We start from the raw sequence: 22,535 nt of genomic DNA on the forward strand, positions 1-22,535 counted from the left end.
TGGGCTTATGCGTCCGCAGCCCCAAACCGCACTACCGTGCGCCCACTTGTTGCCCCCTCCAACTGCCGCGCCGCATGCCCCAGCAGCTCATCCAGCCCGATAAAGCGCACATCGGGCTGCAGCGCGGCAAAGTCCGGCTTCCAGTCGCCCGCCAGTCTGTCCCACAGCCTGCGCCGTTGCGGCCAGGGGGCGTTGGCGACGATGCCGAACATCTGGGCGCGGCGCATGATAAAGGGCAGTACGCTGCCATCAAAGCTGTTGCCCGAGGCATTGCCCACGCTGGCCAGCAGGCCGCCATCGGCCAGAGACCGCAGCATCCATGACAGCACCGCGCCGCCCACGTTGTCGATGCCGGCAGCGAACTGCGGCTTTTCGATGGGGCGCTTGGAATCCACCACCTGGCTGATGTCGATCACCTCGCTGGCGCCGAGGGCGCGCAGTGCCGCTTCGTTGCTGGGGTTGCGGGTCAGCGCCGCGCTGCGGTAGCCGGCCCGGTGCAGCATATGGAGGGCCAGCCGGCCCACGGCGCCGCCGGCGCCGGAGATGGCGACCAGGCCGCTGTCGGGCTGAAGGCCCAGTTCTTCAAAGCGCTCCAGCGCCATTGCGGCAGTAAAGCCGGGCACACCGAGGATGGCGACCTGCTCGGCGCTCAGGCCTGCGGGCAGGGCTTGCAGGTGCTCGGCGGGCGCCTGCACCAGTTCGGCAAAGCCACCATCGACATCAATGCCGCGCTGGAAACCATGGCTGAGCACCATGTCCCCGGGCCGGAACTGGTCGCTGTGCGATTCAAGTACCTTGCCCACCACCTCGATCCCCGCCACGCGGGGGAACTGCGTGATGATCCTGGCCGCCCCGTGCAGCGACAAACAGTCCTTGTAGTTGACGCCCGCATAGTGGGACTGGACCAGCACTTCGCCGGGCGCGAGCTCGCTGCGCTGCAGGGTCTCTATCTGTGAGTGGATGGCTTTGTCCGCGCTGCGCGTGACCATGGCCTGGTAGCGGTTCATGCAGTTCTCCTGAAGAGTCGCTAACACAACCCTTGATACGTCGTTGCCGAACCTTGTCGTACTACTGTACTGCCTGCGGTTCGACGCCTAGTCGGCGACGCCTAGTCTCAATCGCAAACCTTCGGTTTGCTGGGCCGTGTTAGCGACTCTATTGAGGTATACGGTCAGACCACGCCTTGCGCGCGCAGCTGTGCCAGTTCATCGGCCGAGATGCCGAAGGCGGCATAGACCTCGGCGTTGTGCTCGCCCAGTGCCGGGCCGGTGCGGGGCACCGGCATGTCGCGGCCGATGATGCGCGGAACAATGCAGGGCGCAGGCAGGCTGCCATGGTCGGCATCGGGCAAGCGGATGATGGCCTCGCGCGCCTGAAAATGCGGGTCCGCCTCGATATCGGCGATGTCATAGACCTTGCTGAACGGAATCTCGCAGGCCTCCAGCTTCTGGCTGATCAGCGCAAAGCCATGCTCGGCAAACCAGCCGCTGACGATGGCATCAAGTGCATGCACATGGGCCACGCGCTGGGGCAGGCTGCCAAAGCGCGGGTCGTCTGCCAGCTGGGGCTTGTCCATCGCCTTGCACAGCCGCAGCCAGACGGCCTGCGATGACGCCACCATCGAGAAGAACACGCCATCGGCGCTGCGGTACATATTGGACGGCGCCGTGTAGGTGGCCAGATTGCCTTCGCCGCGCCGGGCCAGGCCCAGCTGTTCATGCTCGACGGGCAGCGGGTCCAGAATGCGGAACAGCGCCTCGGTAGCAGACAGGTCCACCTCCACGCCCAGCGCCTCGGGGTCGGCACGCAGGCGGGCCATTTCTGCAGCGATCGAGAACGCGCAAAAGATGCCGGCGACCGAGTCGCCGATCGGGTAGTTGCTGTGCATCGGCGCGCCGCCGACGGGGGCGGTCAGGTTGGTGAAACCGCTCATCGCCTCAAACACCCGCGCAAAGCCGGCGCGGGCGCTGTAGGGGCCCGTCTGGCCAAAGCCGGTCAGCCGCACCACGATAAGGCGCGGGTTGGCGCGGTGCAGGGTGCCAATGTCCAGGCCCCAGCGGTCCAGGCTGCCGGTGCGAAAGTTCTCCACCAGCACATCGAACTGCGCCAGCATGGCCAGCAGCAGCGCGCGCCCCTGCGGCTTGCGCACATCCAGGGTGATGCCGCGCTTGCCCCGGTTCGCCACCTTCCACCACAGCGGCGATCCATCCTTGATGGGCTGCATGTGGCGCAGCGCATCGTTGCCATCGGGCAGCTCCAGCTTGACAACATCGGCGCCATGGTCGGCGCACATGGTCGCGCCACTGGGTGCAGCCAGCACCGTGGCCATGTCCAGGATGCGTACGCCGGCCAGCGAGCCTGGGTTGGTCTTGGTCTTGTGGTGGGTCATGAAAACTCTTCGTGCAGTAAGCGCAATAGCCGCTTTGTCCCACAGCGGATGGGCAGCTGCAATAGCATGTTTCGCTTAGCGAAACACTCGGCTCAAACGATTGACCTGGAAAGGCTGCCGCCCAATCATGACCACACGAACCACCGCCAAACCTGCCGTGCACACCATCCCTCTGCCTGGGCTTGTCAGCCCCCATGACCTCACGCAAGACCGCCAGTTCTCGATGAACCTGGCGCGCGGTCTGGAGGTGCTGAGGGCGTTTACGCCGGCCAGCCCGGTGCTGGGCAACCGCGAGATTGCCGACCGCACCGGCCTGCCCAAGCCCACCGTTTCAAGGCTGACCTACACGCTCACCTTGCTGGGCTATCTGAGCCGCGACGGCCAGCTGCAAAAGTACCGGCTGGGCCCGGGCGTGCTGTCGCTGGGCCACCCGCTGCTGGCCAGCATGGCCGTGCGCCAGGCGGCCAAGCCGCTGATGGAGTCACTCGCCCGCAGCACCGGCTGCACCGTCAACATGGGCGTACGCGACCGCGACCAGGTGGTCTATATCGACTCGGTGCGGGCCGATTCCACCAACCAGCACTTGCCCGATATCGGCTCCACCCGCCCGCTGCTGTCCAGCGCCATCGGCCGGGCGCTGATCCTGGCCTGTCCGGCGGCCGAGCAGCGCGCCATCATCAATTACCTCCGGGTCAAGGACCGTACCGAGTACGAGGCCCAACTGCCCCACTGGCAGGCCGATGTAGTGCGCTTCCAAGAAGAGGGTTACTGCCACTCCAAGGGCGACTGGCGCAAGGAGATCCATGCGATTGCCGTGCCGGTGCGCACCCACCTGGGCGGCTTGCCCGTCGCGCTGAACTGCACCTTGTCCACCCACCGGGCGTCCAGGAACCTGCTTAGCCGCGAGGTGGCACCGCTGCTGAAAGATGCCGTTTTTCAACTGGAACTGGCGCTGGGCATGCGCTAGGGCGCTAACGCCCCAAGCCCTGCAGCCAGCGCCAGGCCACCACCCCCAAGAAAGAAGCGTGATGATCCGAGACCCCCAGACGTTTGAAGCCATGCTGACCGAGCTGCGCAGCTTTCTGCGCAACGAATGCCAGCCGATCGAGGTGCAGGTCGATGAGCAGGACCTGATCCCTGAGCCGGTGGTGCAGCGCATGCGCGAGCTGGGCCTGTTTGGCCACAGCATCCCCGAGGCCTATGGCGGCGCGGGCCTGACGACCGAGGAGCTGGCGCTGGTCAATATCGAGGTCTCGCAGGTAGCGACCACGTTCCGCGCGCGCTTTGGCGGCAATACCGGTATTGCATCGGAGTCGCTGGTGGTCGATGGCACCGAGGCGCAGAAGCGCCAGTACCTGCCGCTGCTGGCCAGCGGCGAAGTGACGGGCTGCTTTGCGCTGACCGAGCCCGAGGCCGGCTCGGATGCCACCGCGCTGCGGACCACGGCCGTGCGCGACGGCGCGCATTTTGTGATCAGCGGGCGCAAGTGCTTTATCACCAATGCGCCGATTGCCAACCTGTTCACCGTGTTTGCCCGGTCCGAACCCGGCAGCAAGGGCGCCAACGGCATCAGCGCCTTTCTGATCGAGCGCGGCACGCCCGGGCTGTCCACACCACCGGCCATGCGCAAGATGGGCCAGCATGGCTCGCCCGTCGGCGAGGTGGTGCTGGACCAGGTGCGCGTGCATGAAAGCGCCATCGTCGGCGGCCTGGAGGGCAAGGGCTTTCGCACAGCGATGCGCGCGCTCAACAAGCAGCGCATCAACCTGGCGGGTCTTTGCGTGGGCCCCGCCATCCGCCTGGTGCAGGAGATGGCCCTGCAAGCGCAGCGCCGCCAGCAGTTTGGCCAGCCGATTGGCGAGTTCCAGCTGGTGCAGCAGCTGATTGCCGAAAGCAACACCGAGGTGCACGCCGCCCGCGCACTCGTGCTGGAGACCGCGCGCAAGCGCGACGATGGCCAGGACGTGACCATGGAGGCCTCTATGTGCAAGCTCTTTGCCTCCGAGACCTGCGGCCGTGTGGCCGACCGGGCCGTGCAGATCTTTGGCGGCAGCGGCTATGTGGCCGGCAATGTGGCCGAACGCTTCTACCGCGATGTGCGCCTGTTCCGGCTCTATGAAGGCACGAGCCAGGTCCACATCAGCAATATCGCCAAACGCACGATGGCAGCGCTGACTTCGTAACCGCCAACCATCACCGCGCCGAGACTAGAACAAGAGCAGACCTACAAAAGCCGAATCCACCCTTCTCAGGAGACAAAGCCATGCAGACCATCCCATCCCTCGCCCCTGCGGCGCGCGCCTTGCTGGCGTGCAGTCTGGCCGTCACTGCGCTTGCGCAGGCGCAGCCCCAGGCGGAAGGCTATCCAACGAAACCGGTCAAGGTCATCGTGCCGTTCTCGGCGGGCGGGGTGGTCGATTCGGTCGCGCGCATCATCAGCGACAAACTCTCTAACCAGTACGGCAAGCCCTTCATCGTGGAGAACAAGACGGGTGCGGGCGGATCCATCGGCACCGACTATGTCGCCAAATCCGCGCCTGATGGCTACACCCTGCTGGCGGTCAGCCCCAGCCATGCGGTGGCGCCCGCGCTGCAAAAGAGCATCAGCTGGATCCCCGTGCGCGACTTCAAGGCCATCGCCGGCTTTGGCTATGTGCCCAATATCATCGTCGTGCACCCCAGCCTGCCGGCCAAGACCATGGCCGAGTTCGTCGCGCTGGCCAAGAAGAGCGATCCGCCTTTGACCTATGCCACTGCCGGCCTGGGCACCTCCAACCACCTGTCGGGCGAGCTGCTGGCGCAAGAGGCCAAAATCTCGCTCGCGCATGTGCCCTACAAAGGCCAGTCCGAGGCCTTGAACGACCTGCTCTCCGGCAGGGTCAACATGATGCCGCTGACCTCGGCGCTCGCGATCCCCCATGTCAAAAGTGGCAAGCTGCGCGCGCTGGCCGTCACCACCGCCAAGCGCTCCAGCGCATCGCCCGATCTGCCGACCGTGGCCGAGGCGGCGCAGCAGCCCCACTACAACGTGGGCACCTGGTTTGGCTTTGTGGCCCCGGCCAAGACACCGGCGCCCGTGCTGCACAAGCTGTCGGCCGATATTGCGCAGATCCTCGCGCAGCCCGATGTCAGGACCAAGCTCGAATCGCTGGGCATGGAGCTGGCACCGCAGAACGCTGAGCAGTTCGATAGCTTCATCGCGCAGGAGAGCGAGAAGTGGGGCCAGGTCATCAAGCAGGCCGGCATTGAGCCCAACTGAACATGCCGCAGTTTCAAACACCTCTTTGCCAGCGCCTGGGCATCCCGCATCCCATCTTTGGCTTCTCGCACGAGCCCGATGTCGTGGTCGCCATTGCCCAGGCCGGCGGCTTTCCCGTGCTGGGGCTGGCACGCGATGCGCCGCAGGATATTCCGGCGATCGTGCGCGATGTGGAGCAGCGCCTGGCGGGGCTGCCCTATGGCATTGACCTGATGCTGCCCGCCCATGTGCCTGAGCAGGCCGATCCGCAAAGCCTGCAGGCGGCGCTGCCACCCGCGCATGTGGCCTTTGTCGCCGGGCTGCGCGAGCGCTTTGCAATCCAGCCGCCCAGCCAGCCCAGCTTTTTCACCGCCCATGCGCGCTCCGAAGCCCTGTTCCAGGCGCAGATCGATGCGGTGCTGAACTCTCAGGCTTGCGCGGTGGCAACGGCCATCGGCCTGCGTGCCGAGCTGATTGCCGAGGCCAAGCGCAGAGGCAAGCTCACGTTCTCGCTGATTGGCTCCGTGCGCCATGCGCGCAAGGCGCTGGACATGGGCGTGGATGTGCTCGTCGCCCAGGGCTATGACGCGGGCGGCCATACCGGCACGGTGGGCACGATGTCGCTGCTGCCGCAGATTGTGGAAGTGGCACAGAACACGCCGGTGCTGGCCGCTGGCGGCATCGCCACCGGTGCGCAGGTGCTGGGCAGCATCTGCAGCGGTGCGCAGGGCGCCTGGCTGGGCACCTTGTGGATGGCCGCGCAAGAGAACCACACTCCCGCTGCGTTGCTGGACCGGCTGATCGCCAGCAGCAGCGAGGACACCGTTATCTCGCGCGCCCACAGCGGCAAGCCCTGCCGCGTGGTGCGCAGTGCCTGGATCGACGCCTGGGACGAGGCCGATGCGCCCGTGCCGCTCGGCATGCCCCAGCAGCAGGCGTTGACCGGTGATGTGTTCGCCTCCATCCACGAACATAACCATGCCCAGCTGATCTACGAGGCCGCCGGGCAGAGCGTGTTCGGCATCAAGGCGCGCACGACGGTCGCCGCGCAGATGACCCTGCTGGTGGCCGAGATGCACCAGGCCTGGGGGCGGGTGAGCGGGTTTGTGCAGTAGCTGACCTGGTCGGGGAGACCAGGTTAGGTTGACCGGGTCATGCTGGCGTATCAGGCAGCAGCCAGCCGCTCCTTGGCCAGCTGGGTGCCCGCTGCCAGTGCCTTGAGCTTGCCCCAGGCCACATCGCGCGACATCGGTGCCAGGCCGCAGTTGGTGCAGGGGAAGAGGCGGTCCGCGGGCACAAACTCCAGTGCGCGAGCAATGGTGTCGGCCACTTCCTCGGGCGTCTCGATGGTGTCGCTTGCCACATCGATCACACCGACCATGACATCCTTGCCCGCCAGCAGCTTCATCAGGTCGGGCGGCACATGGGAGTGGATGCACTCCAGGCTCACCTGGTCGATGCTGCTGCGCGCGAGCGCCGGGAACACCGTCTCGTACTGGCGCCATTCGTCGCCCAAGGTGCTCTTCCAGTCGGTATTGGCCTTGATGCCGTAGCCGTAGCAGATGTGCACCGCCGTTGTGCAGCTGAGGCCCTGCGCTGCGCGCTCGAGCGCCTGCACGCCCCAGTCGGCCGCGTCCTTCATGTAGACGTTGAAGGCCGGCTCATCAAACTGGATGATGTCCACGCCATCGGCCTGCAGGGCCAGCGCTTCCTGGTTCAGCAGCTCCGCAAAGGCCATGGCCATCTTTACCTTGTCGCCATAGAAGCGGTCCGCCACGGTGTCCACAATGGTCATCGGGCCGGGCAGGGTGAACTTGAGCTTTTTTTGGGTGTGGGCACGCGCCAGCTGCGCTTCAAACGCATGCACGCGGCCCTTGAGGCGCAGGGCGGACACCACCTGCGGCACCATCGCGTCGTAGCGGTTGTCGCGGATGCCCATCTTCACCTTGTTGTCGAAGTCGATGCCTTCGACCTGCTCCAGAAAGCCGTGCACAAAGTGCTGGCGCGCCTGTTCGCCGTCGCCCACGATGTCCAGGCCGGCGTCCTCCTGGGCCTTGATCCACAGCAAGGTGGCATCCGCCTTGGCCTGGCGCAGTGCATCGCCTTCTGCCATCCACTGGGGCCAGAGCTTGTTGGTTTCGGCCAGCCAGGCGGGTTTGGGCAGACTGCCGGCAATGGAGGTTTCAAACATCAAAGATTTCCTTTTCAAAAATGAGGGGCAGGTTGGCGTGCAAGGCATTGTGCGCACGCCGCTGCGCAAGGGGGTTGCCTAGGTGACATCGGCAGCATGGCGCCGCAGCGCCAAGGCTTTGGAACAGGTTCTTAAACGCTGGCCTGGGCCGCCCAGGCCTGCAGCACACCCTGGTAGGGCTTGATGAAGTGCTCTTCGGCAAACCGGCCTTGTTGGATGGCCAGCTGGCTGCGCTCTTCGCGGTCATAGACGATCTGCGTCAGCGAGTAATCCTCGTGCTTCAGGCTTGGCTGGTAGCGCGCACCGGCGGCGGCATTGGCGTTGTAGATCTCCGGGCGGTAGATCTTCTGGAAGGTCTCCATCGTGCTGATGGTGGCAATCAGCTCCAGGCTGCTGTAGTCGCCCAGCAGGTCGCCATCAAAGTAAAAGGCCAGCGGCGCAACGCTGTTGGCGGGCATGAAAAAGCGCACCTGCATCCCCATCTTGGCAAAGTACTGGTCGGTCGACGACAGCTCGTTTTGCTGGTACTCGATGCCCAGCACCGGGTGCTGGTTGCCGCTGCGCTGGTAGACCTTGCTGGTCGATGCGCTGATGCAGATCACCGGCGGCTTGCTGAAGTTGTCCCGGTAGGTGCTGGAGGCCGTAAAGGCCTTGAACAGCTTGCCATGCAGATCGCCAAAATGCGCCGGGGTGCTGAAGCCGGCCCGGTCCAGGTTGTGCGCCGGCAGCAGCACGCTGAAGTCGTAGTCGCGCACATAGGATGAGAAGTTGTTGCCCACAATGCCGGCCGTGCGTTGGCCCGTCTGCTTGTCGAAGATATGGGTCTGGAGCATCTCGATCAGCGGAAAGGCCTCCTGGTTGCGCTGCGCGCCCAGTTGCATTTCCACCGTGACGATGTCCAGCTCCACTGCATAGCGGTCGGCGCTCGGGTTGTCCCAATGGGCCAGCTCGTTGAAGCGGTTGTCGATCATCCGCAAGGTGTTGCGCAGGTTCTGCTGCCGGCTCTGGCCCCGGGCCAGGTTGGCAAAGTTGGTGGTGATACGCGTGCTGTCGGAGGGCTGGTAGTGCTCGTCAAAACGCAGGCGCTGGAGGGTGAAGCGGATGTCGCTGCTCATGGGGGTCCGATCGTTGAATGCGGGGGATCTGAAGCGCACAAGACGTCACTCAGACCGATGGGCCGGATGTTAGAGCGGGTTATTCATGAAGTAAAATGGTTTTATCTCATAAACCCATGAATGTGGTTCATCTGAATGTTGGAACGTATCCACCTCAGCATCGTGCAGCAAGTCGAAAAGCAGGGCTCGCTCACCGCCGCTGCCGGCGTGCTCCACCTCACCCAATCGGCCTTGAGCCACAGCATGAAAAAGCTCGAGCAGCAGCTGGGCACGGAGGTATGGCTGCGCGAAGGCCGTAGCCTGCGGCTGACGCAGGCCGGCCAGTACCTGCTGGCGGTGGCCAACCGCGTGCTGCCGCAGCTGGACCTGGCCGAAGAGCGCCTGGGCCAGTTTGCCCAGGGCGAGCGCGGCGCGCTGCGCATTGGCATGGAATGCCACCCCTGCTACCAGTGGCTGCTCAAGGTCGTCTCGCCCTACCTGGCCGCCTGGCCCGATGTGGAGGTGGACGTGAAGCAGAAATTCCAGTTCGGCGGTATCGGCGCGTTGTTTGGCTATGAGATCGACCTGCTGGTCACGCCCGACCCGTTGTTCAAACCCGGGCTGCAGTTTGAGCCGGTGTTTGACTACGAGCAGGTGCTGGTCGTGCCCCGGGGCCATGCGCTGGCCTCTGCCGCCTATGTGAAGCCCCAGCAGCTCGCGCAGGAGGTGCTGATCAGCTACCCGGTCGATATCGAACGGCTCGACATCTACAACCAGTTCCTGCTGCCCGCCGGCATCACGCCCCGGCGCCACAAGGCCATCGAGACCACCGACATCATGGTGCAGATGGTCGCCAGCGGCCGGGGTGTGGCGGCGCTGCCGCGCTGGCTGGTGGAGGAGTACGCCGCCAAGATGGATGTGGTGCCGGTGCGGCTGGGCCCACGCGGCATTGCCAAGCAGATCTTTCTGGGGGCGCGCGAATTGGAGACGGCCATCGACTATGTGCGCGCCTTTATCGAACTGGCGCGCCAGCCGCGTGCGCTCACAGCCGCTGCTACCGCCAACAAAGCCTAGCCGGGGCCGGCCACGCGCACAAAACGCACGCTGATGCGCAGGCCCGGGCCAAAGGGTGGCGTGTAGCGCTGCTGGGCATCGGCCAGTTGCAGGCTGGCGCCGGTGGCACGTGCTACCTCCTGCACAATCGCCAGCCCCAGGCCGGTGCCGGGCGTGTCATTGGCCAGGCGGTAAAAGCGCTCCAGCACCCGATCGCGGCTTTGCGCCGGTATGCCCGGGCCATTGTCCTGCACCCACAACAGCAGGCTGCCGGCGCTGGCCTCCAGGCCCAGGGTGACCTGGCCTTGCGGCGGCGTGTAGCGGATCGCGTTGTCCACCAGATTGGCAATCAGCTCGGGCAGCAGCCGGCTGCTGGTGTAGAGCGAAAACGCATGCGCATCGGCTGAGGGCATTGCGCCATCGGCGGGTGCTGCAGCTGGCGCTGCGCGTTCTTCCCAGCCCAGGTCGATCTGCTTGAGGTCGGCCGCCGGCGCCAAGGCTTCCAGGCACTGCAGGCAGAGCGCGCGCAGGTCCAGCCACTGCGGCGTTTGGGCGGCATGTGCGGCGCCGCCGGCCTCGGCCTGCGCCAGGGTCAGCAGCTGGTTGGCCACATTGAGCAACTGCTGGTTGCTGCGCTGCAGCCGCTGCAGCACAGCCAGGCGCTGCGCGACCGACAGGGCGGCCAACTCGGCAGGGGTCTGGCCCAGCGCCTGCTCCAAGGTATGGGCCTGGATGGCCAGCGGCGTGCGCAGCTGGTGCGCGGCATCCGAGATGAACTGGCGCTGGCGCGCGACCTGGGCGCGGATGGTGCGGGCAAACTGGTTGACGGTATCGGTCAGCGGCCGCAGCTCCTGGTGGATCTGGCGCGAGTCGAGGTGAAAATCCAGATCCCGGGCCGGGCGCTCGGCCAGCTGGCGCGCCATGCGCAGCAGCGCGCGCAGCTCCAAGGTCAAGGCGGTGGCGCTTACCAGCACGGCCACGGCCAGCGCCCAGAGCAGGTATTCCATCGTCGGCCACCACAAGGTCTGCACCATGTTGTCGCGGCTGTGCGTGGTTTTGCCAACCAGGATGGTGATCTCGCGCGCGCCCGCCACGTCATACATGGCCCGGCGCGTGATGACGGCGCGAATCGGCTGGCCTTGCCAGACGGCGTCATACCACTGGGCGTTGTCGCTGCCGCTCAGCTTCAGTTGTGGCGGTTGCGGAAAATTCTGCTGGCCCGCCAGCAGCTGGCCCTGCGCATCCATCACGCTCAGGTAGACATGGTCGCGCGCGGGCGACATGAACAGGCTGAGCGCCGACGGCGGCACGCTGGCGCGCACATCGCCGTCTTCCCAGATCAGGCGGTCAGCCAGGATCTTGGCCGAGGACAGCAGGTCATGGTCCTGCACATAGTCGGCCGCATCCTCGGCATGCTCATGGGCAAACCAGCCGCACAGGCCCACCAGCACCGCCAGCGGCAGCAGCAGCCACAGGGCCAGGCGTGCGCGCAGGCTGTGCAGCATTCAGTCCCCGCCGGCCAGTTTTTGCTTGAGCAGGTAGCCCACGCCGCGCAAGGTCATGATCGTGGTGTCGCTGGCCTGCAGCTTCTTGCGCAGGCGGTGCACATACAGGTCCACCGCGTCGGCACTGGCCTCTTCGTCCATGCCGTAGATCACATCCATCAACCGCTGCTTGGGCAGCGCGCTGCCGTTTTGCAGCATCAGCGCTTCGAGCACGCTGCGCTCGCGCGGGGGCAGGGCCAGCTCTTCGTCCGCCACGCTGAACAGGCGCGTGCGCAAGTCCAGCTGCAGGTTGCCGCAGCGCACCTGGTTCTCGCGCCCGGGCATCTGGCGCCGCGCAATGGCCTGCATGCGCGCCAGCAACTCGCGCACTTCCACCGGTTTGACCAGGTAGTCATCGGCGCCAATCTCCAGGCACAGCACCTTTTGGTCGAGCGAATCGCTGGCCGTGAGCACAATCACCGGCAGGCTGTCCCCCCGCTCACGCAGGCGGCGCAGCAAGGCCTTGCCGCTCAGCTGGGGCAGGTTCAGGTCCAGCAGCAGCAGGTCGTAGTGCGATTGGCTCAGCAGCTGGTCGGCTGCATCGCCACGGTCCACATGGTCCACCACAAAAGCATGCTGGCGCAGCAGCTCGGCCAGGGACTGGGCCAGTTCCAGGTTGTCTTCGACCAGAAGGATCTTCATCGGAGGAGGGGGTGCGCCGGGCGCCCGCAAATAGATCAGGGATAACCACTAAAAATGCTGCAGTGCAGCGAAAGCGCACTGAAAGGGTGCAGTTTCTAGACTCTGTTCCTATCCGGTGCATTATGCGGTCGCCCAGCTCGGGGAGCCACCACTGCAGATGCCAGGACCACAACTTCCAAGGAGACACTGCATGACCCCATTCCACGCTACCCGCCGCCATGCCCTGGCTGCCATCGCCGCCGCTGCTGTCTGCTGCATGGCCAGCACGGCTGCCCAGGCGGCAGACGACACCGTCACCATCATGGTGGGCGGCATCAACAAGATCATCTACCTGCCCGCCAAGCTGGCCGAGTCGCTGGGCTACTTCAAGGAAGAGGGCCTGAAGGTGGAACTGCAGTCGCAGCCTGCCGGCGTGGATGCGGAAAACCAGCTGATCGCCGGTGCCGTGCAAGGCGTGGTGGGTTTCTATGACCACACCATCGACCTGCAGGCCAAGGGCAAGGAGATCCAGGCCATTGCGGTGTTCTGCAAGGTGCCCGGTGAGGTCGAGCTGGTGTCCACCAAGGCGGCTGCGGGCGGCTTCAAATCGATGGCCGATGCCAAGGGCAAGACCCTGGGCGTCACCGGCCTGGGCTCGTCCACCGAGTTCCTCACCCGCTACCTGGTCGACAAGGAAGGCGTGGCCAGCAAGGACTACTCGCTGCTGCCCGTGGGCGCTGGCAACTCCTTTATCGCCGGCATGAAGCAGGACCGCATCCAGGCGGGCATGACCACCGAGCCGACCGTGTCGCAAATGCTCAAGACCGGGGACGCCAAGGTGCTCGTCGACATGCGCAGCGAAGAGGGCACCCAGGCGGCATTGGGTGGCCTCTACCCCGCCGCCAGCCTGTATGTGCGCAACGAATGGGCCGCCAGCCACAAGGACCAGGCGGCCAAGCTCGCGCGCGCCTTTGGCAAGACCATGCAGTACATCAGCAGCCACAGCGCCGAAGAGATTGCCGAGAAGATGCCCAAGGACTACTACGGCAATGACAAGGAGCTGTATGTGGCGGCGCTGAAGGCCTCGCTGCCCATGTACACCAAGGACGGCAAGATGCCCGAAGGCGGCCCAGAGACGGTGCTCAAGGTGCTGTCGGCCTACAAGCCCAATGTGAAGAGCGCGCACATTGACCTGGCCAAGACCTATTCCAACGCCTACCTGAGCGCCAAGTAAAAAGGCGGCGCAATCCGGCCAGCAGCGCGGCCAGGCCGTGCTGCCGCTTGCCCGCAATCCACACCCACAGGGGAGACCACCATGTCCTATGCCACCCAGGCGGTTGCCAGCCAGCAGCCGTCCAGCACCGTGCAGCCCAAAAATGCCGCTGCCTCTGCAACCCAGGCCGATGCGGCCATTGAATTCGACAAGGTGTCGCTGCGCTTTATTGCGCCAGATGGCACAGCCACATTGGCGCTGCGCAATTTTTCGATGTCGGTGGCCAGGGGCGAATTCATCGCCATCGTCGGGCCCACTGGCAGCGGCAAATCCACGACGCTGAACCTGATCACCAGCCTGCTGCAGCCGACAGTGGGTGAGGTGCGGGTGATGGGCAAGAAGGTCGAGCAGATCGATCCGCGCATCGGCTTTGTGTTCCAGGCCGATGCCGTCTTCCCCTGGAAATCGGTGCGCGACAACGTGGCAGCCGGCCCCATCTTTCGCGGCACGCCGCGCGAGCAGGCGCTCAAGCTGGCCGATGAGTGGATCCACCGCGTGGGCCTGGCCAACTTTGGCAACCACTACCCGCACCAGCTCTCGGGCGGCATGCGCAAGCGCGTGGCGCTAGCGCAGACCTTTATCAACCAGCCAGAAATCCTGCTGATGGACGAGCCCTTCTCGGCGCTGGACATGCAGACCCGCACCCTGATGCAGGATGAGCTGCTGCGCCTGTGGTCGGCGTCCGGCGGCTCGGTGGTGTTTGTGACCCATGACCTGGAGGAAGCCATTGCGCTGGCCGACCGCGTGTTTGTGCTGACGGCCCGCCCCGCCACCTTGAAGCGCGTCTACGAGATCGACCTGCCACGCCCCCGCGTGATGAGCGAGGTGCGCTACGACCCGCAGTTCATCGACCTGTCCAAGCGCATCTGGGATGACCTGCGCGAAGAAGTCCATATCCAGTAAACACAAGGCAAGGAACACACCATGTCTGAACTCACCCTGAACCCCAACGCCGCGCGCAGCCCGGCACCCGTGTCGGCTGCGGCAGACCACACCCCCGCTGCCGTGAGCGACGCCGCGCTCGCGCAGGAATCCATTGCCGCGCAGGCCGCCATCAAGCGCCGCAAGGCCGTCATCATCGGGCTGCGCCTCTTGGTGCTGGTGCTGGTCCTCGGCGGCTGGGAAGTCTCGGCCCGCATGCAGTGGATCGACCCCTTCTTCTACTCGATGCCCTCGATGATCTGGAACCAGATTGTGGAGTGGATGCGCGACGGCACATCACAAGGCCCGCTGTGGCAGCAGGTGCTGGTCACGTTGGAAGAAACGGTGATCGGCTTTCTGATCGGCTCCATCGCTGGCGTCATCTGCGGCATTGTGCTGGGCCGCAACAAGCTGCTGTCCGATGTGTTCTCCATCTACATCCAGATCGCCAACTCCATCCCCCGCGTGGTGCTGGGCTCGGTGTTCGTGATTGCGCTGGGCCTGGGCATGGCCTCCAAGGTGGCGCTGGCCGTCGTGATGGTCTTCTTTGTGGTGTTTGCCAACGCCTTCCAGGGCGTGCGTGAAGCCGACAAGTACATGATCGCCAATGCCCAGATCCTGGGTGCATCGCCGCGCCAGGTCACCCTGTCGGTGGTGATTCCATCGGCTATGTCCTGGATTCTGGCCAGCCTGCATGTGAGCTTTGGTTTTGCACTGGTCGGCGCCGTGGTGGGCGAGTTCCTCGGCGCCAAGGAAGGTATCGGCCTGTTGATCTCCACCGCGCAGGGCGCATTCAACGCCAGTGGCGTGTTCGCCGCGATGATCGTGCTGGCCGTGGTGGCCCTGGGCGCCGACTTCTTGCTGACCCGCCTGGAAAAACGCCTGCTCAAATGGCGCCCCGCCGCCTTCTGATGCCCTGACCTTTGATCCATACGCAAGCGCGGCCCTGGCCCGCTTGCCTGTCTCCTCGCCGGTGGACCAAGCGCTCCCTCGCCTACCGGCCTTCAGCCAGCTCCGCCAACCGAGCTGGCTTTTTTTGTGTATCAACCAGGTTTGGATAATTGACAATTTGGTTAAAAAATCTACTTTGCATGCGTCGTTCAAGAAGGTGTCTATCTCGTACAAAAGGTTGATTGTTATTGTTTTTATTGAAAAAAATGAATTGATATAGGTCAATTTTTGCCATAACTGTGCTGGGTCCGCTGTTAACATATTGATTCCTAGTGCAACTGCATGTATCAGTATGTTCCCCACTTTTCGTTTGGCTTCTGCAGTACTTCTCAGCCTCGGCACGCTCCACGCAGCCCATGCCGCTCAACAGTGTTTTGTCAGTGGCAGCGGTGGCGCTACCACCTATGGCGCCGTCACCGCTACCGTGAGCGGAACCTGCCAAGACAACACGATTACTCAAGGGCCTTTTGAGCCAGGTACAGCCCAACTCACAGGCGGCGCACAGTCGTGCACCTACACCTTTGACAAACCGTTGCAGACCAGTACGGTAAGCATCAAGGCCCACGGAATCCGGACCCTGGGTTCGTCGCTGCGTGTGCGCCTCAACGGTGATCTGTACCAATCCGTTGCTGCAGACATTGGCGAGCCGCTGGCGGGCAGTAGCGCAACCAACCCGTTGGTGATCAAGGACACCGGATACACCGGAACGGCATCCCCCTTCTCGTCCGGTACTTTGACGCTGACCAACAATCCCCCGGCCACCGTCAACAGCATCACCGTGGCGATGAGCGGGGGCTGGCCGGGCTGGGTCCAGGTCTGTGCCGACGATGGTGCAGTGACCACACCGGTCGCTCCCACGGTATCGGTGCCCGTGCCCACGCTGTCCGAATGGAACCTGGTCCTGACCTCGGGCCTGCTCGCTGGTGTGGGCTTCTTTGCCTTTATGCGCAAAAAGCGCACTGGCCGCTCAGCCGCCTAAGCCTTTTCGCTGCCAGGACGAGGCCCGCGCATGCGGGCCTTTTTTGCGGCTGGGCGCAGCATGCAGTCCTTGCGGGAGATGGGCAGCTCGCTGCGCTTGCAACCCACTGCTTTATACCTGCACCCCATGCCTCAAACCTGCGCCATGCCCCCATCGACAAACAGCTCGGTGCCGGCGATGAACTTGGCCTGCGGTGATGACAGGAACAGCACCGCATCCGCGATTTCATCGACTTCGCCGACGCGGCCGATCGGCACCTGGCTGGCCATATAGTCCAGCAGGCCTTGTTGCTGCGCGGCATCGTTGCCGGCCAGCTCGACCAGGCCAGGGGTGCGGATGGGGCCGGGGCTGACGACATTGACGCGGATGCCGCGCTCCTTCAGATCCAGGGTCCAGCTGCGGGCGAGATTGCGCACGGCGGCCTTGGAGGCGCTGTAGATGCTGAAGGCGGCGGTACCTGTGGAGCCGACGACCGAGCCGGTCAGCACGACGGAGGCGCCATCGCGCAGCAGCGGCAAGGCTTTTTGCACGGTAAACACGAGGCCCTTCACATTCGTGCCAAAGGTGGCGTCGAAATGCTCCTCGGTGATGGCGCCCAGGGGCAGCATCGAGCCGCCGCCGGCATTGGCGTAGAGCACATCGATTTGCGCATGGCTTTGTTGCACGGCGTCGTAGAGGCGGTCAATGTCGGCCAGTTGGGACATGTCGGCCCGTACACCGGTGGCGCGTGGGCCAATCGCCTTGACCGCCTTGTCCAGCTCTTGCTGGCGGCGGCCGGTGACAAATACATAGGCGCCTTCGCTGGCAAATTTCTTGGCGGTGGCCAGGCCAATACCGCTGGTGCCACCGGTGACCACGACGACCTTGTTGTCAAACTTGCGTTCCATTTTTCCTACTCCTTGAGGTGTGCGCCGAACCGTTCGTTGCAGTGATGTAATGATGCAGGTGGAACAAAGTTTTCGGTAGACGGGTAAAGTGGATATCATTGTTCCAATATTGAGACAAAACCGGGATAAGGCCCATGCGAGATATCAACGACTACGCGCTGTTTGCCGAGGTGGTGCTGCACAGCGGCTTTGCCGCAGCGGGCCGTGTGCTGGGCATGCCCAAGTCCACCTTGAGCCGGCGCATTGCGGCGCTGGAGGCGCGGCTGGGTGTGCGCTTGATCGAGCGCTCCACACGGCGCTTTCGGGTGACTGAGGTCGGCCAGGCTTTTTACGAGCGCTGCCGCACCATCGTGCTCGATGTGCAGCAGGCCGATGCCGTGGTGTCCGATGCGCTGGGCGAGCCCCATGGCGTCGTGCGCTGCAGCTGCCCCTTGGGGCTGATGGAAATCCTCTCGCCCACCTTGACCGATTTTTTGCAGACCTACCCCAAGGCGCAGCTGCAGATGGTGGCCGCAGACCGGCCCGTCAACCTGATCGACGAGCGCATTGATGTGGCCATCCGTGTGCGCACCAGCTTGACGACCGATGCCGCCCTGGTGATGCGCACGCTGGGCCATTCAAGCCGCATTCTGGTGGCTGCGCCCAGCCTGGCCAAGCAGTGCAAAAAGGGCGATCTGCAGCTGCTGGGCGAGCTGCCCACCTTGGCCAGCACCGAGCAGACCGGCACCATCAGCTGGGAGTTCTGGGATGGCGATGGCCAGCCCAGCGCCATCACGCACACGCCCCGCATGACCTGCGCCGATTTTGGCGCGCTGCGCTCAGCGGCCTTGGCTGGCCTGGGCATTGCGCTGTTGCCCGAGCACTTTTGCAGCAAGGAGCTCGAGCGCGGCAGCCTCGTCCATGTGTTTCCGCAATGGCGCACGGAGACCGGCATTGTGCATATCGTGTTCACCACCAGGCGCGGCTTGCCGCCGGTGGTACGGGCATTTATCGAGCATTTGGCCGGGCGCTTCAAAGGCGAGCTGGCCGGTACCGCAACGGCCAACTAGCGGCGCTGCTGCAGCCCAGCCTTTCAGCGCTTTTGTGCAGAAGGCGCAAACTCCCCCAGCCGCGCACGCAGCTGCTCAGCCAGATGCTCGACCAGGGTTGATACCCGCGCCGTGCCATGGTGCTTGCTCGGGTAGACCAGGGACAGCGGGCGGGGCGCGGGTGTGTGGCCTGGCAGGATGCGTACCAGCTCGCCGCGCGCAATCGCATCCATCACCTGGTAGTGCAAAAAGCGGCCAAAGCCTTGGCCGGCCATGCAGCCGGCGATATTGCCGCCGACGGTATTGCAGCGCATGCGGCCCTTTACCTTGACGCGCTCGGGCCGGCCCTTGCTGACAAACTCCCAGAGGTTGGCATCGCCCACTCCGCCAAACTCGATGCAGGGCAGGGCGGCCAGGTCTTGCGGCTGCTGGGGCATACCGCAGGCGGCGACCAGGGCAGGGCTGGCGGCGATCACCTGGTGGATGTCCACAACATGGCGCGCCACCAGGCTGGAATCGGGCAGCGGCGCAATGCGCACGGCCAAGTCCAGCCCTTCTTCCACCAGGTTGACCACGCGGTCCAGCAACAAGAGCTGCACCTCTACCTGCGGGTAGCGCTGCAGGTAGCTGGCCACCAGCGGGGCCACATGCAGCTCGCCAAATTTGACGGAGGCCGTCAGGCTGATGCTGCCCGAGGGCTCGGCCTGGGCCCGGCTCATGGCCTGTTCTGAATCGGCAACTGCAGCACGGATGGCCAGCGCATGCTCGCGGTAGGCCCGGCCCTCATCGGTGATGGCCAAGCGCCGGGTGTTGCGGTTGAACAGGCGCACGCCCAGGTGTTTCTCCAGCGCAGCCAGTGTGCGCACCACGCTGGGCAGGGACAGCTCCAGCGCTTCGGCCGCGCGGGTCAGGCTGCCCAAATCGGCAATCGCCAGAAAGACATCAATGGCGTGGAGGCGGTCCATGGGGTGGGTAATTGCTGCAAAAAGTGGAAGAATCAAATCAATTCTCTGGCATTTATCACGTTTGAGTAAATAGATAAATTTGCTTCCGAGACGGCAACTCCAGTTTTGTCACACGCCGTCCTCGAAAGGACTATTTATGAAAACCGTCATCGTTGTTTTTTCCGATCCCCAATCCGGCACGCAAGAAGCGCTGGGCCGTGTCGTGAACGCGCTGTTCCTGGCCTATGAGCTCAAGGAAAAGAACCGGGACTTTGACCTGGTGTTCCAAGGCACGGGCGTGCGCTGGCCTGCCGAACTGGCCAAGCCAGAACACCCCGGCCATGCACTGTATGAAGCGGTGCTGGACCACATCGTTGCCTGCGGCGGCTGCGCCGATGTGTTTGGTGCGGGCGCAGGCCTGGCACCTACCGGTATCGAGCTGGTGCGCGACAAGACCATCCCTGGCACCACGGGCGTGCTGGATCTGTCGCGCCACCTGGATGCCGGCCACACCTTGGTGACCTTTTAAGCCGCCTGGCTGACAGCTGTTGAGACCCTGCAGCCACCAAGGAGCCACTATGGGCGACCACATCTTTCACGCTGGCGAACGCCTGGTGCAGGAGCGCGCGGGCGAGCGCGGCACCGCGCTCATCAACAGCCGCAGCATCAGCCTCGGCATTCCGGCGGCAGCGCGCAACTTTGTCGGCCAGCAGCGCTGGTGCGTGCTGGGTGCGGCCGATGCGGCAGGCGCCATGTGGGCTTGCCTGCTGAGTGGCGAGCCCGGCTTTGTGCAGGCCAGCGATGACCTGCGCAGCCTGCAGGTGGCCAGCCGCGACCCGCAGGGCGTGCTGGCCCGCATGGCCCCCATCGCCGATCTGCAGCCCGCGCAATCCATCGCCGTGCTGCTGATCGAGCTGCAGACCCGCAGGCGCCTGCGCATCAATGGCCATGTCAGCCAGGTAACAGCCCAGGCATCGGCGCAGACGCTGGAGGTGGCAGTAGGCCAGGCCTTCCCGGTCTGCCCCCGCTATATCCAAAAGCGCGAACTGCTGCCGCTGGAGGCAGAAGCCGCAGCCGACAACAGCACAGGCACGGATGCCAGCTCGGGCACCCTGTTGGACGAGGCCACATCCGCCTGGATTGCGGGCGCCGACACCTTGTTCATCGCCAGCCTGGGCCCTAGCGAGGACGCCGATGTATCGCACCGGGGTGGCCGGCCTGGCTTTGTGCAGCAGCAAGGCCAGGTGCTGCGCATCCCCGATTTCAACGGCAACAGCATGTTCAACACCTTGGGCAACCTGGAGCTGGAGTCGCGCTGTGGCCTGGTCTTTCCGGATTTTGAAGGCGCGCGCCAGTTGCAGCTGACCGGCCATGCGCGCGCCCATTTTGGGGTCGATGCCGACATTGACCAGACAGGAGGAACCGGGCGCTGGATTGAGTTCCAGGTGGACAGCTGGCGCAGCACGCCGCTGAACCTGCCCCAGCGCTGGCGCCTGCTGGAAGCCTCGCCCTACAACCCTTGAGACTGTTATGGAACCCCTGACAAGCCTGGACCTGGTGGTTGCTGACAAGCAAGCCATCGCCGCCGACATTGTGCGCCTGGTGCTGCGCCACCCCGAAGGCCAGCTGCTGCCCGGTGCAGAACCCGGCGCCCACATCGCCCTGGACCTGGACGGCCGCGTGCGGCGCTACTCCTTGCTGCACACCGGCCCGGCACTGGACCACTACAGCATTGCCGTGCTGCGCGCAGCGCAGAGCCAGGGCGGATCGCATTTCATCCACGACCAGCTGGCCGTGGGGGACAGGCTGAGCGTGCTGGAGCTGGCCCATGAATTCGCACTGCAGCGCGATGCACCGCATGCGCTCCTGATCGGCGGCGGCATCGGCATCACGCCGTTGCTGAGCATGGCCGAGCATCTGCAGCAAGCAGGGCAAAGCTTTGCCTTGCACCAGATCGTGCACGATACGACCCGGCAGTATCCGCTGGCACCCGGCCTGCCTGGCCAGACCCATATCCGCCGCAGCAGCCTGGACCTGCCCGGCTTGCTGGCCGCGCAAGTACCCGGCAGCCAGGTCTATGTCTGCGGTCCTACCGGTTTGGTGGCCGCCGTGCGCGCCGCTGCCGCACAGCTGGGCTGGGCGCCTGAGCGCATCCACAGCGAGAGCTTTGGCGCGGCTGCCGACGCCAGCGACGGTCCATTGCGGGTCACGCTGGTGCAGTCGGGCCAGCGCATCGATGTGGCGCCCGGCCAATCGCTGCTCGATGCCTTGCTGGCCGCAGGCGCCTGGACGGGCTATGAGTGCCGGCGCGGTGTTTGCGGCGCCTGCCTGACGGAGGTGGTCAGCGGCACCCCCATCCACCGCGACAGCATCGCGCCTGCATTGCGCGGCCATGCGATGTGTACCTGTGTGTCCTGGGCGGAGGGGCCGGAGTTGGCGTTGAATCTTTAACCGCCCACAGCGCAGCCAGGTGCAGTGCTGACAAGCTAGCCGGCCGAGGCTGCGTGGGTCTTCCTGGATAGGCGTTGCGCATGCAGCCAGGCGACTGCCTCGTCCAGCAAGGGATGGTGGCGCTCCGCATTCCAGGCGGCCGCAGCGGTGACCACCATGGTTTTCTCGCGCAGCGGGCGGACGACCACATTCTCGGGCGCCAGGCGCCGCATGGAAGCAGGCACCAGGGCCACGCCCTGGCCGCAGCTCACATAGGCGATCTGTGAAGACACCGAGCGCACCTCATGCATCACGCGCGGTGCAAAGCCCTGGGCGCGGCACACCCCCACCAGCATGTCGAAATACACCGGGCTGACCTGGCGCGACGACATCACCATGGGCTCGTGGCTCAGCGACTTGAGGCGGACCTGGGATTGGCCCGCAAGGGGGTGGTCCTTGCGCAAGGCGACGGCCAGCCGGTCCTCCATCATCGGCAAGGTGGCAATGCCCTGGCCCACATCGCCCTCCAAGCGTACGAAAGCCAGGTCCAGATCGCCGGCTTGCAGCGCGGGTATGGCATCGGCGCTGTCGATCTCGCGCACAAAGACCGTCACATGGGGGTGCTGGCTGCGCATGTAGTCCTGCAATGGCGGTACCGTGTCCAGCATGGCGGAGGTGATGGCGCCGACATGCAGCACGCCGGATTGCCCGGCTGCAACCTCGCGCACCACGCGCTCGAGCTGCTCCACCTGCAGTGCGAACTGCCGCACTGCTGGCAGGATGGCCGCGCCCGCAGGGCTGAGCTTGGTGCCACGCCTGGAGCGCTCGAACAGCTGCAACTTGAGCGAGTGCTCGAGCACCTTGATCTGCTCGGTTAACGGCGGCTGCGACATGGACAGGCGTGCAGCAGCCCGCCCAAAGTTCTGCTCCTCGGCCACGGCCAGGAACATCCACAGCTGGCGAATCAGGCGAAAGTCGATGTGGCTCATGGT

General features: G+C 64.7%; 22 protein-coding genes. 13 read left to right on the forward strand and 9 right to left on the reverse strand.

Going from position 1 to position 22,535, the window contains the following annotated elements:
- Nucleotides 1-5 precede the first annotated feature (5 nt).
- On the reverse strand, nucleotides 6-1,007 hold the full coding sequence (locus WH303_RS14130) for a YhdH/YhfP family quinone oxidoreductase (RefSeq protein WP_339519246.1): 1,002 nt from the start codon (nucleotides 1,005-1,007) through the stop codon (nucleotides 6-8).
- Nucleotides 1,008-1,171: 164 nt separating this feature from the next.
- Nucleotides 1,172-2,389 (reverse strand): CaiB/BaiF CoA transferase family protein, encoded by a 1,218-nt coding sequence (locus WH303_RS14135; protein ID WP_339519248.1) that lies wholly within the window; start codon nucleotides 2,387-2,389, stop codon nucleotides 1,172-1,174.
- 127 nt (nucleotides 2,390-2,516) lie between these two features.
- Between WH303_RS14135 and WH303_RS14140 the strand changes: the two genes are divergently transcribed.
- The 4 genes from WH303_RS14140 to WH303_RS14155 all read left to right on the forward strand — a co-directional run bounded on the left by WH303_RS14140 (nucleotide 2,517) and on the right by WH303_RS14155 (nucleotide 6,742).
- The gene (locus tag WH303_RS14140) at nucleotides 2,517-3,356 is read left to right on the forward strand and encodes an IclR family transcriptional regulator (protein WP_339519250.1); all 840 of its coding nucleotides are present in this window, start codon (nucleotides 2,517-2,519) and stop codon (nucleotides 3,354-3,356) included.
- Between the two features lie 61 nt (nucleotides 3,357-3,417).
- Nucleotides 3,418-4,572: an acyl-CoA dehydrogenase family protein gene (locus WH303_RS14145; RefSeq protein ID WP_339519251.1), complete on the forward strand. Its 1,155-nt coding sequence runs from the start codon at nucleotides 3,418-3,420 to the stop codon at nucleotides 4,570-4,572.
- 80 nt (nucleotides 4,573-4,652) lie between these two features.
- The gene (locus tag WH303_RS14150) at nucleotides 4,653-5,648 is read left to right on the forward strand and encodes a tripartite tricarboxylate transporter substrate binding protein (protein ID WP_339519252.1); all 996 of its coding nucleotides are present in this window, start codon (nucleotides 4,653-4,655) and stop codon (nucleotides 5,646-5,648) included.
- 2 nt (nucleotides 5,649-5,650) lie between these two features.
- The gene (locus WH303_RS14155; RefSeq protein ID WP_339519254.1) at nucleotides 5,651-6,742 is read left to right on the forward strand and encodes an NAD(P)H-dependent flavin oxidoreductase; all 1,092 of its coding nucleotides are present in this window, start codon (nucleotides 5,651-5,653) and stop codon (nucleotides 6,740-6,742) included.
- A 50-nt stretch (nucleotides 6,743-6,792) separates the two neighbouring features.
- Here the strand turns inward: WH303_RS14155 and WH303_RS14160 are convergent, their stop codons facing one another.
- A complete protein-coding gene (locus WH303_RS14160) occupies nucleotides 6,793-7,818 on the reverse strand; it encodes a methionine synthase (RefSeq protein WP_021026365.1) in 1,026 nt (341 codons plus the stop codon).
- A gap of 131 nt (nucleotides 7,819-7,949) precedes the next feature.
- The gene (locus WH303_RS14165; RefSeq protein WP_339519255.1) at nucleotides 7,950-8,933 is read right to left on the reverse strand and encodes a DUF1852 domain-containing protein; all 984 of its coding nucleotides are present in this window, start codon (nucleotides 8,931-8,933) and stop codon (nucleotides 7,950-7,952) included.
- 135 nt (nucleotides 8,934-9,068) lie between these two features.
- Here WH303_RS14165 and WH303_RS14170 point away from each other — a divergent pair, with 135 nt between their 5' ends.
- Nucleotides 9,069-9,986, forward strand: coding sequence for a LysR family transcriptional regulator (locus tag WH303_RS14170; protein ID WP_339519257.1), 918 nt, complete (start codon nucleotides 9,069-9,071; stop codon nucleotides 9,984-9,986).
- Here the strand turns inward: WH303_RS14170 and WH303_RS14175 are convergent.
- Together WH303_RS14175 and WH303_RS14180 are read right to left on the reverse strand one after the other, a co-directional pair.
- Nucleotides 9,983-11,470: a sensor histidine kinase gene (locus tag WH303_RS14175; protein ID WP_339519259.1), complete on the reverse strand. Its 1,488-nt coding sequence runs from the start codon at nucleotides 11,468-11,470 to the stop codon at nucleotides 9,983-9,985. The genes WH303_RS14170 and WH303_RS14175 overlap by 4 nt on opposite strands.
- On the reverse strand, nucleotides 11,471-12,151 hold the full coding sequence (locus tag WH303_RS14180) for a response regulator transcription factor (RefSeq protein ID WP_339519261.1): 681 nt from the start codon (nucleotides 12,149-12,151) through the stop codon (nucleotides 11,471-11,473).
- Nucleotides 12,152-12,407: 256 nt separating this feature from the next.
- Between WH303_RS14180 and WH303_RS14185 the strand changes: the two genes are divergently transcribed.
- From WH303_RS14185 to WH303_RS14200, 4 genes are all read left to right on the forward strand, one after another.
- Entirely contained in the window at nucleotides 12,408-13,364 is a 957-nt protein-coding gene (locus WH303_RS14185; protein WP_339519355.1) for an ABC transporter substrate-binding protein, read from the forward strand.
- 81 nt (nucleotides 13,365-13,445) lie between these two features.
- Nucleotides 13,446-14,306, forward strand: a complete 861-nt coding sequence (locus WH303_RS14190) for an ABC transporter ATP-binding protein (protein WP_312834627.1) — start codon at nucleotides 13,446-13,448, stop codon at nucleotides 14,304-14,306.
- Nucleotides 14,307-14,327: 21 nt separating this feature from the next.
- Complete coding sequence (locus WH303_RS14195) at nucleotides 14,328-15,236, forward strand: ABC transporter permease (protein ID WP_021026372.1); 909 nt, start codon at nucleotides 14,328-14,330, stop codon at nucleotides 15,234-15,236.
- Nucleotides 15,237-15,807: 571 nt separating this feature from the next.
- Complete coding sequence (locus tag WH303_RS14200) at nucleotides 15,808-16,254, forward strand: IPTL-CTERM sorting domain-containing protein (RefSeq protein WP_021026373.1); 447 nt, start codon at nucleotides 15,808-15,810, stop codon at nucleotides 16,252-16,254.
- A 131-nt stretch (nucleotides 16,255-16,385) separates the two neighbouring features.
- Here WH303_RS14200 and WH303_RS14205 read toward each other — a convergent pair whose 3' ends face one another.
- On the reverse strand, nucleotides 16,386-17,141 hold the full coding sequence (locus WH303_RS14205) for an SDR family oxidoreductase (protein ID WP_339519267.1): 756 nt from the start codon (nucleotides 17,139-17,141) through the stop codon (nucleotides 16,386-16,388).
- A gap of 134 nt (nucleotides 17,142-17,275) precedes the next feature.
- Here WH303_RS14205 and WH303_RS14210 point away from each other — a divergent pair, with 134 nt between their 5' ends.
- On the forward strand, nucleotides 17,276-18,190 hold the full coding sequence (locus WH303_RS14210; RefSeq protein ID WP_339519269.1) for a LysR family transcriptional regulator: 915 nt from the start codon (nucleotides 17,276-17,278) through the stop codon (nucleotides 18,188-18,190).
- Between the two features lie 23 nt (nucleotides 18,191-18,213).
- Here WH303_RS14210 and WH303_RS14215 read toward each other — a convergent pair whose 3' ends face one another.
- Entirely contained in the window at nucleotides 18,214-19,134 is a 921-nt protein-coding gene (locus WH303_RS14215) for a LysR family transcriptional regulator (RefSeq protein WP_339519270.1), read from the reverse strand.
- Between the two features lie 136 nt (nucleotides 19,135-19,270).
- Between WH303_RS14215 and WH303_RS14220 the strand changes: the two genes are divergently transcribed.
- The 3 genes from WH303_RS14220 to WH303_RS14230 are packed head-to-tail and all read left to right on the forward strand — an operon-like array spanning nucleotide 19,271 to nucleotide 21,564.
- Entirely contained in the window at nucleotides 19,271-19,642 is a 372-nt protein-coding gene (locus WH303_RS14220) for a DsrE family protein (protein WP_339519271.1), read from the forward strand.
- Between the two features lie 49 nt (nucleotides 19,643-19,691).
- Nucleotides 19,692-20,636, forward strand: a complete 945-nt coding sequence (locus WH303_RS14225; protein ID WP_339519272.1) for a pyridoxamine 5'-phosphate oxidase family protein — start codon at nucleotides 19,692-19,694, stop codon at nucleotides 20,634-20,636.
- A gap of 7 nt (nucleotides 20,637-20,643) precedes the next feature.
- The gene (locus WH303_RS14230; protein ID WP_339519273.1) at nucleotides 20,644-21,564 is read left to right on the forward strand and encodes a PDR/VanB family oxidoreductase; all 921 of its coding nucleotides are present in this window, start codon (nucleotides 20,644-20,646) and stop codon (nucleotides 21,562-21,564) included.
- A 35-nt stretch (nucleotides 21,565-21,599) separates the two neighbouring features.
- Here WH303_RS14230 and WH303_RS14235 read toward each other — a convergent pair whose 3' ends face one another.
- Nucleotides 21,600-22,532, reverse strand: coding sequence for a LysR family transcriptional regulator (locus WH303_RS14235; protein ID WP_021026380.1), 933 nt, complete (start codon nucleotides 22,530-22,532; stop codon nucleotides 21,600-21,602).
- Nucleotides 22,533-22,535 lie beyond the last annotated feature (3 nt).

This window comes from Comamonas sp. MYb69, from assembly GCF_037479315.1.
Lineage (GTDB): Bacteria > Pseudomonadota > Gammaproteobacteria > Burkholderiales > Burkholderiaceae_C > Comamonas.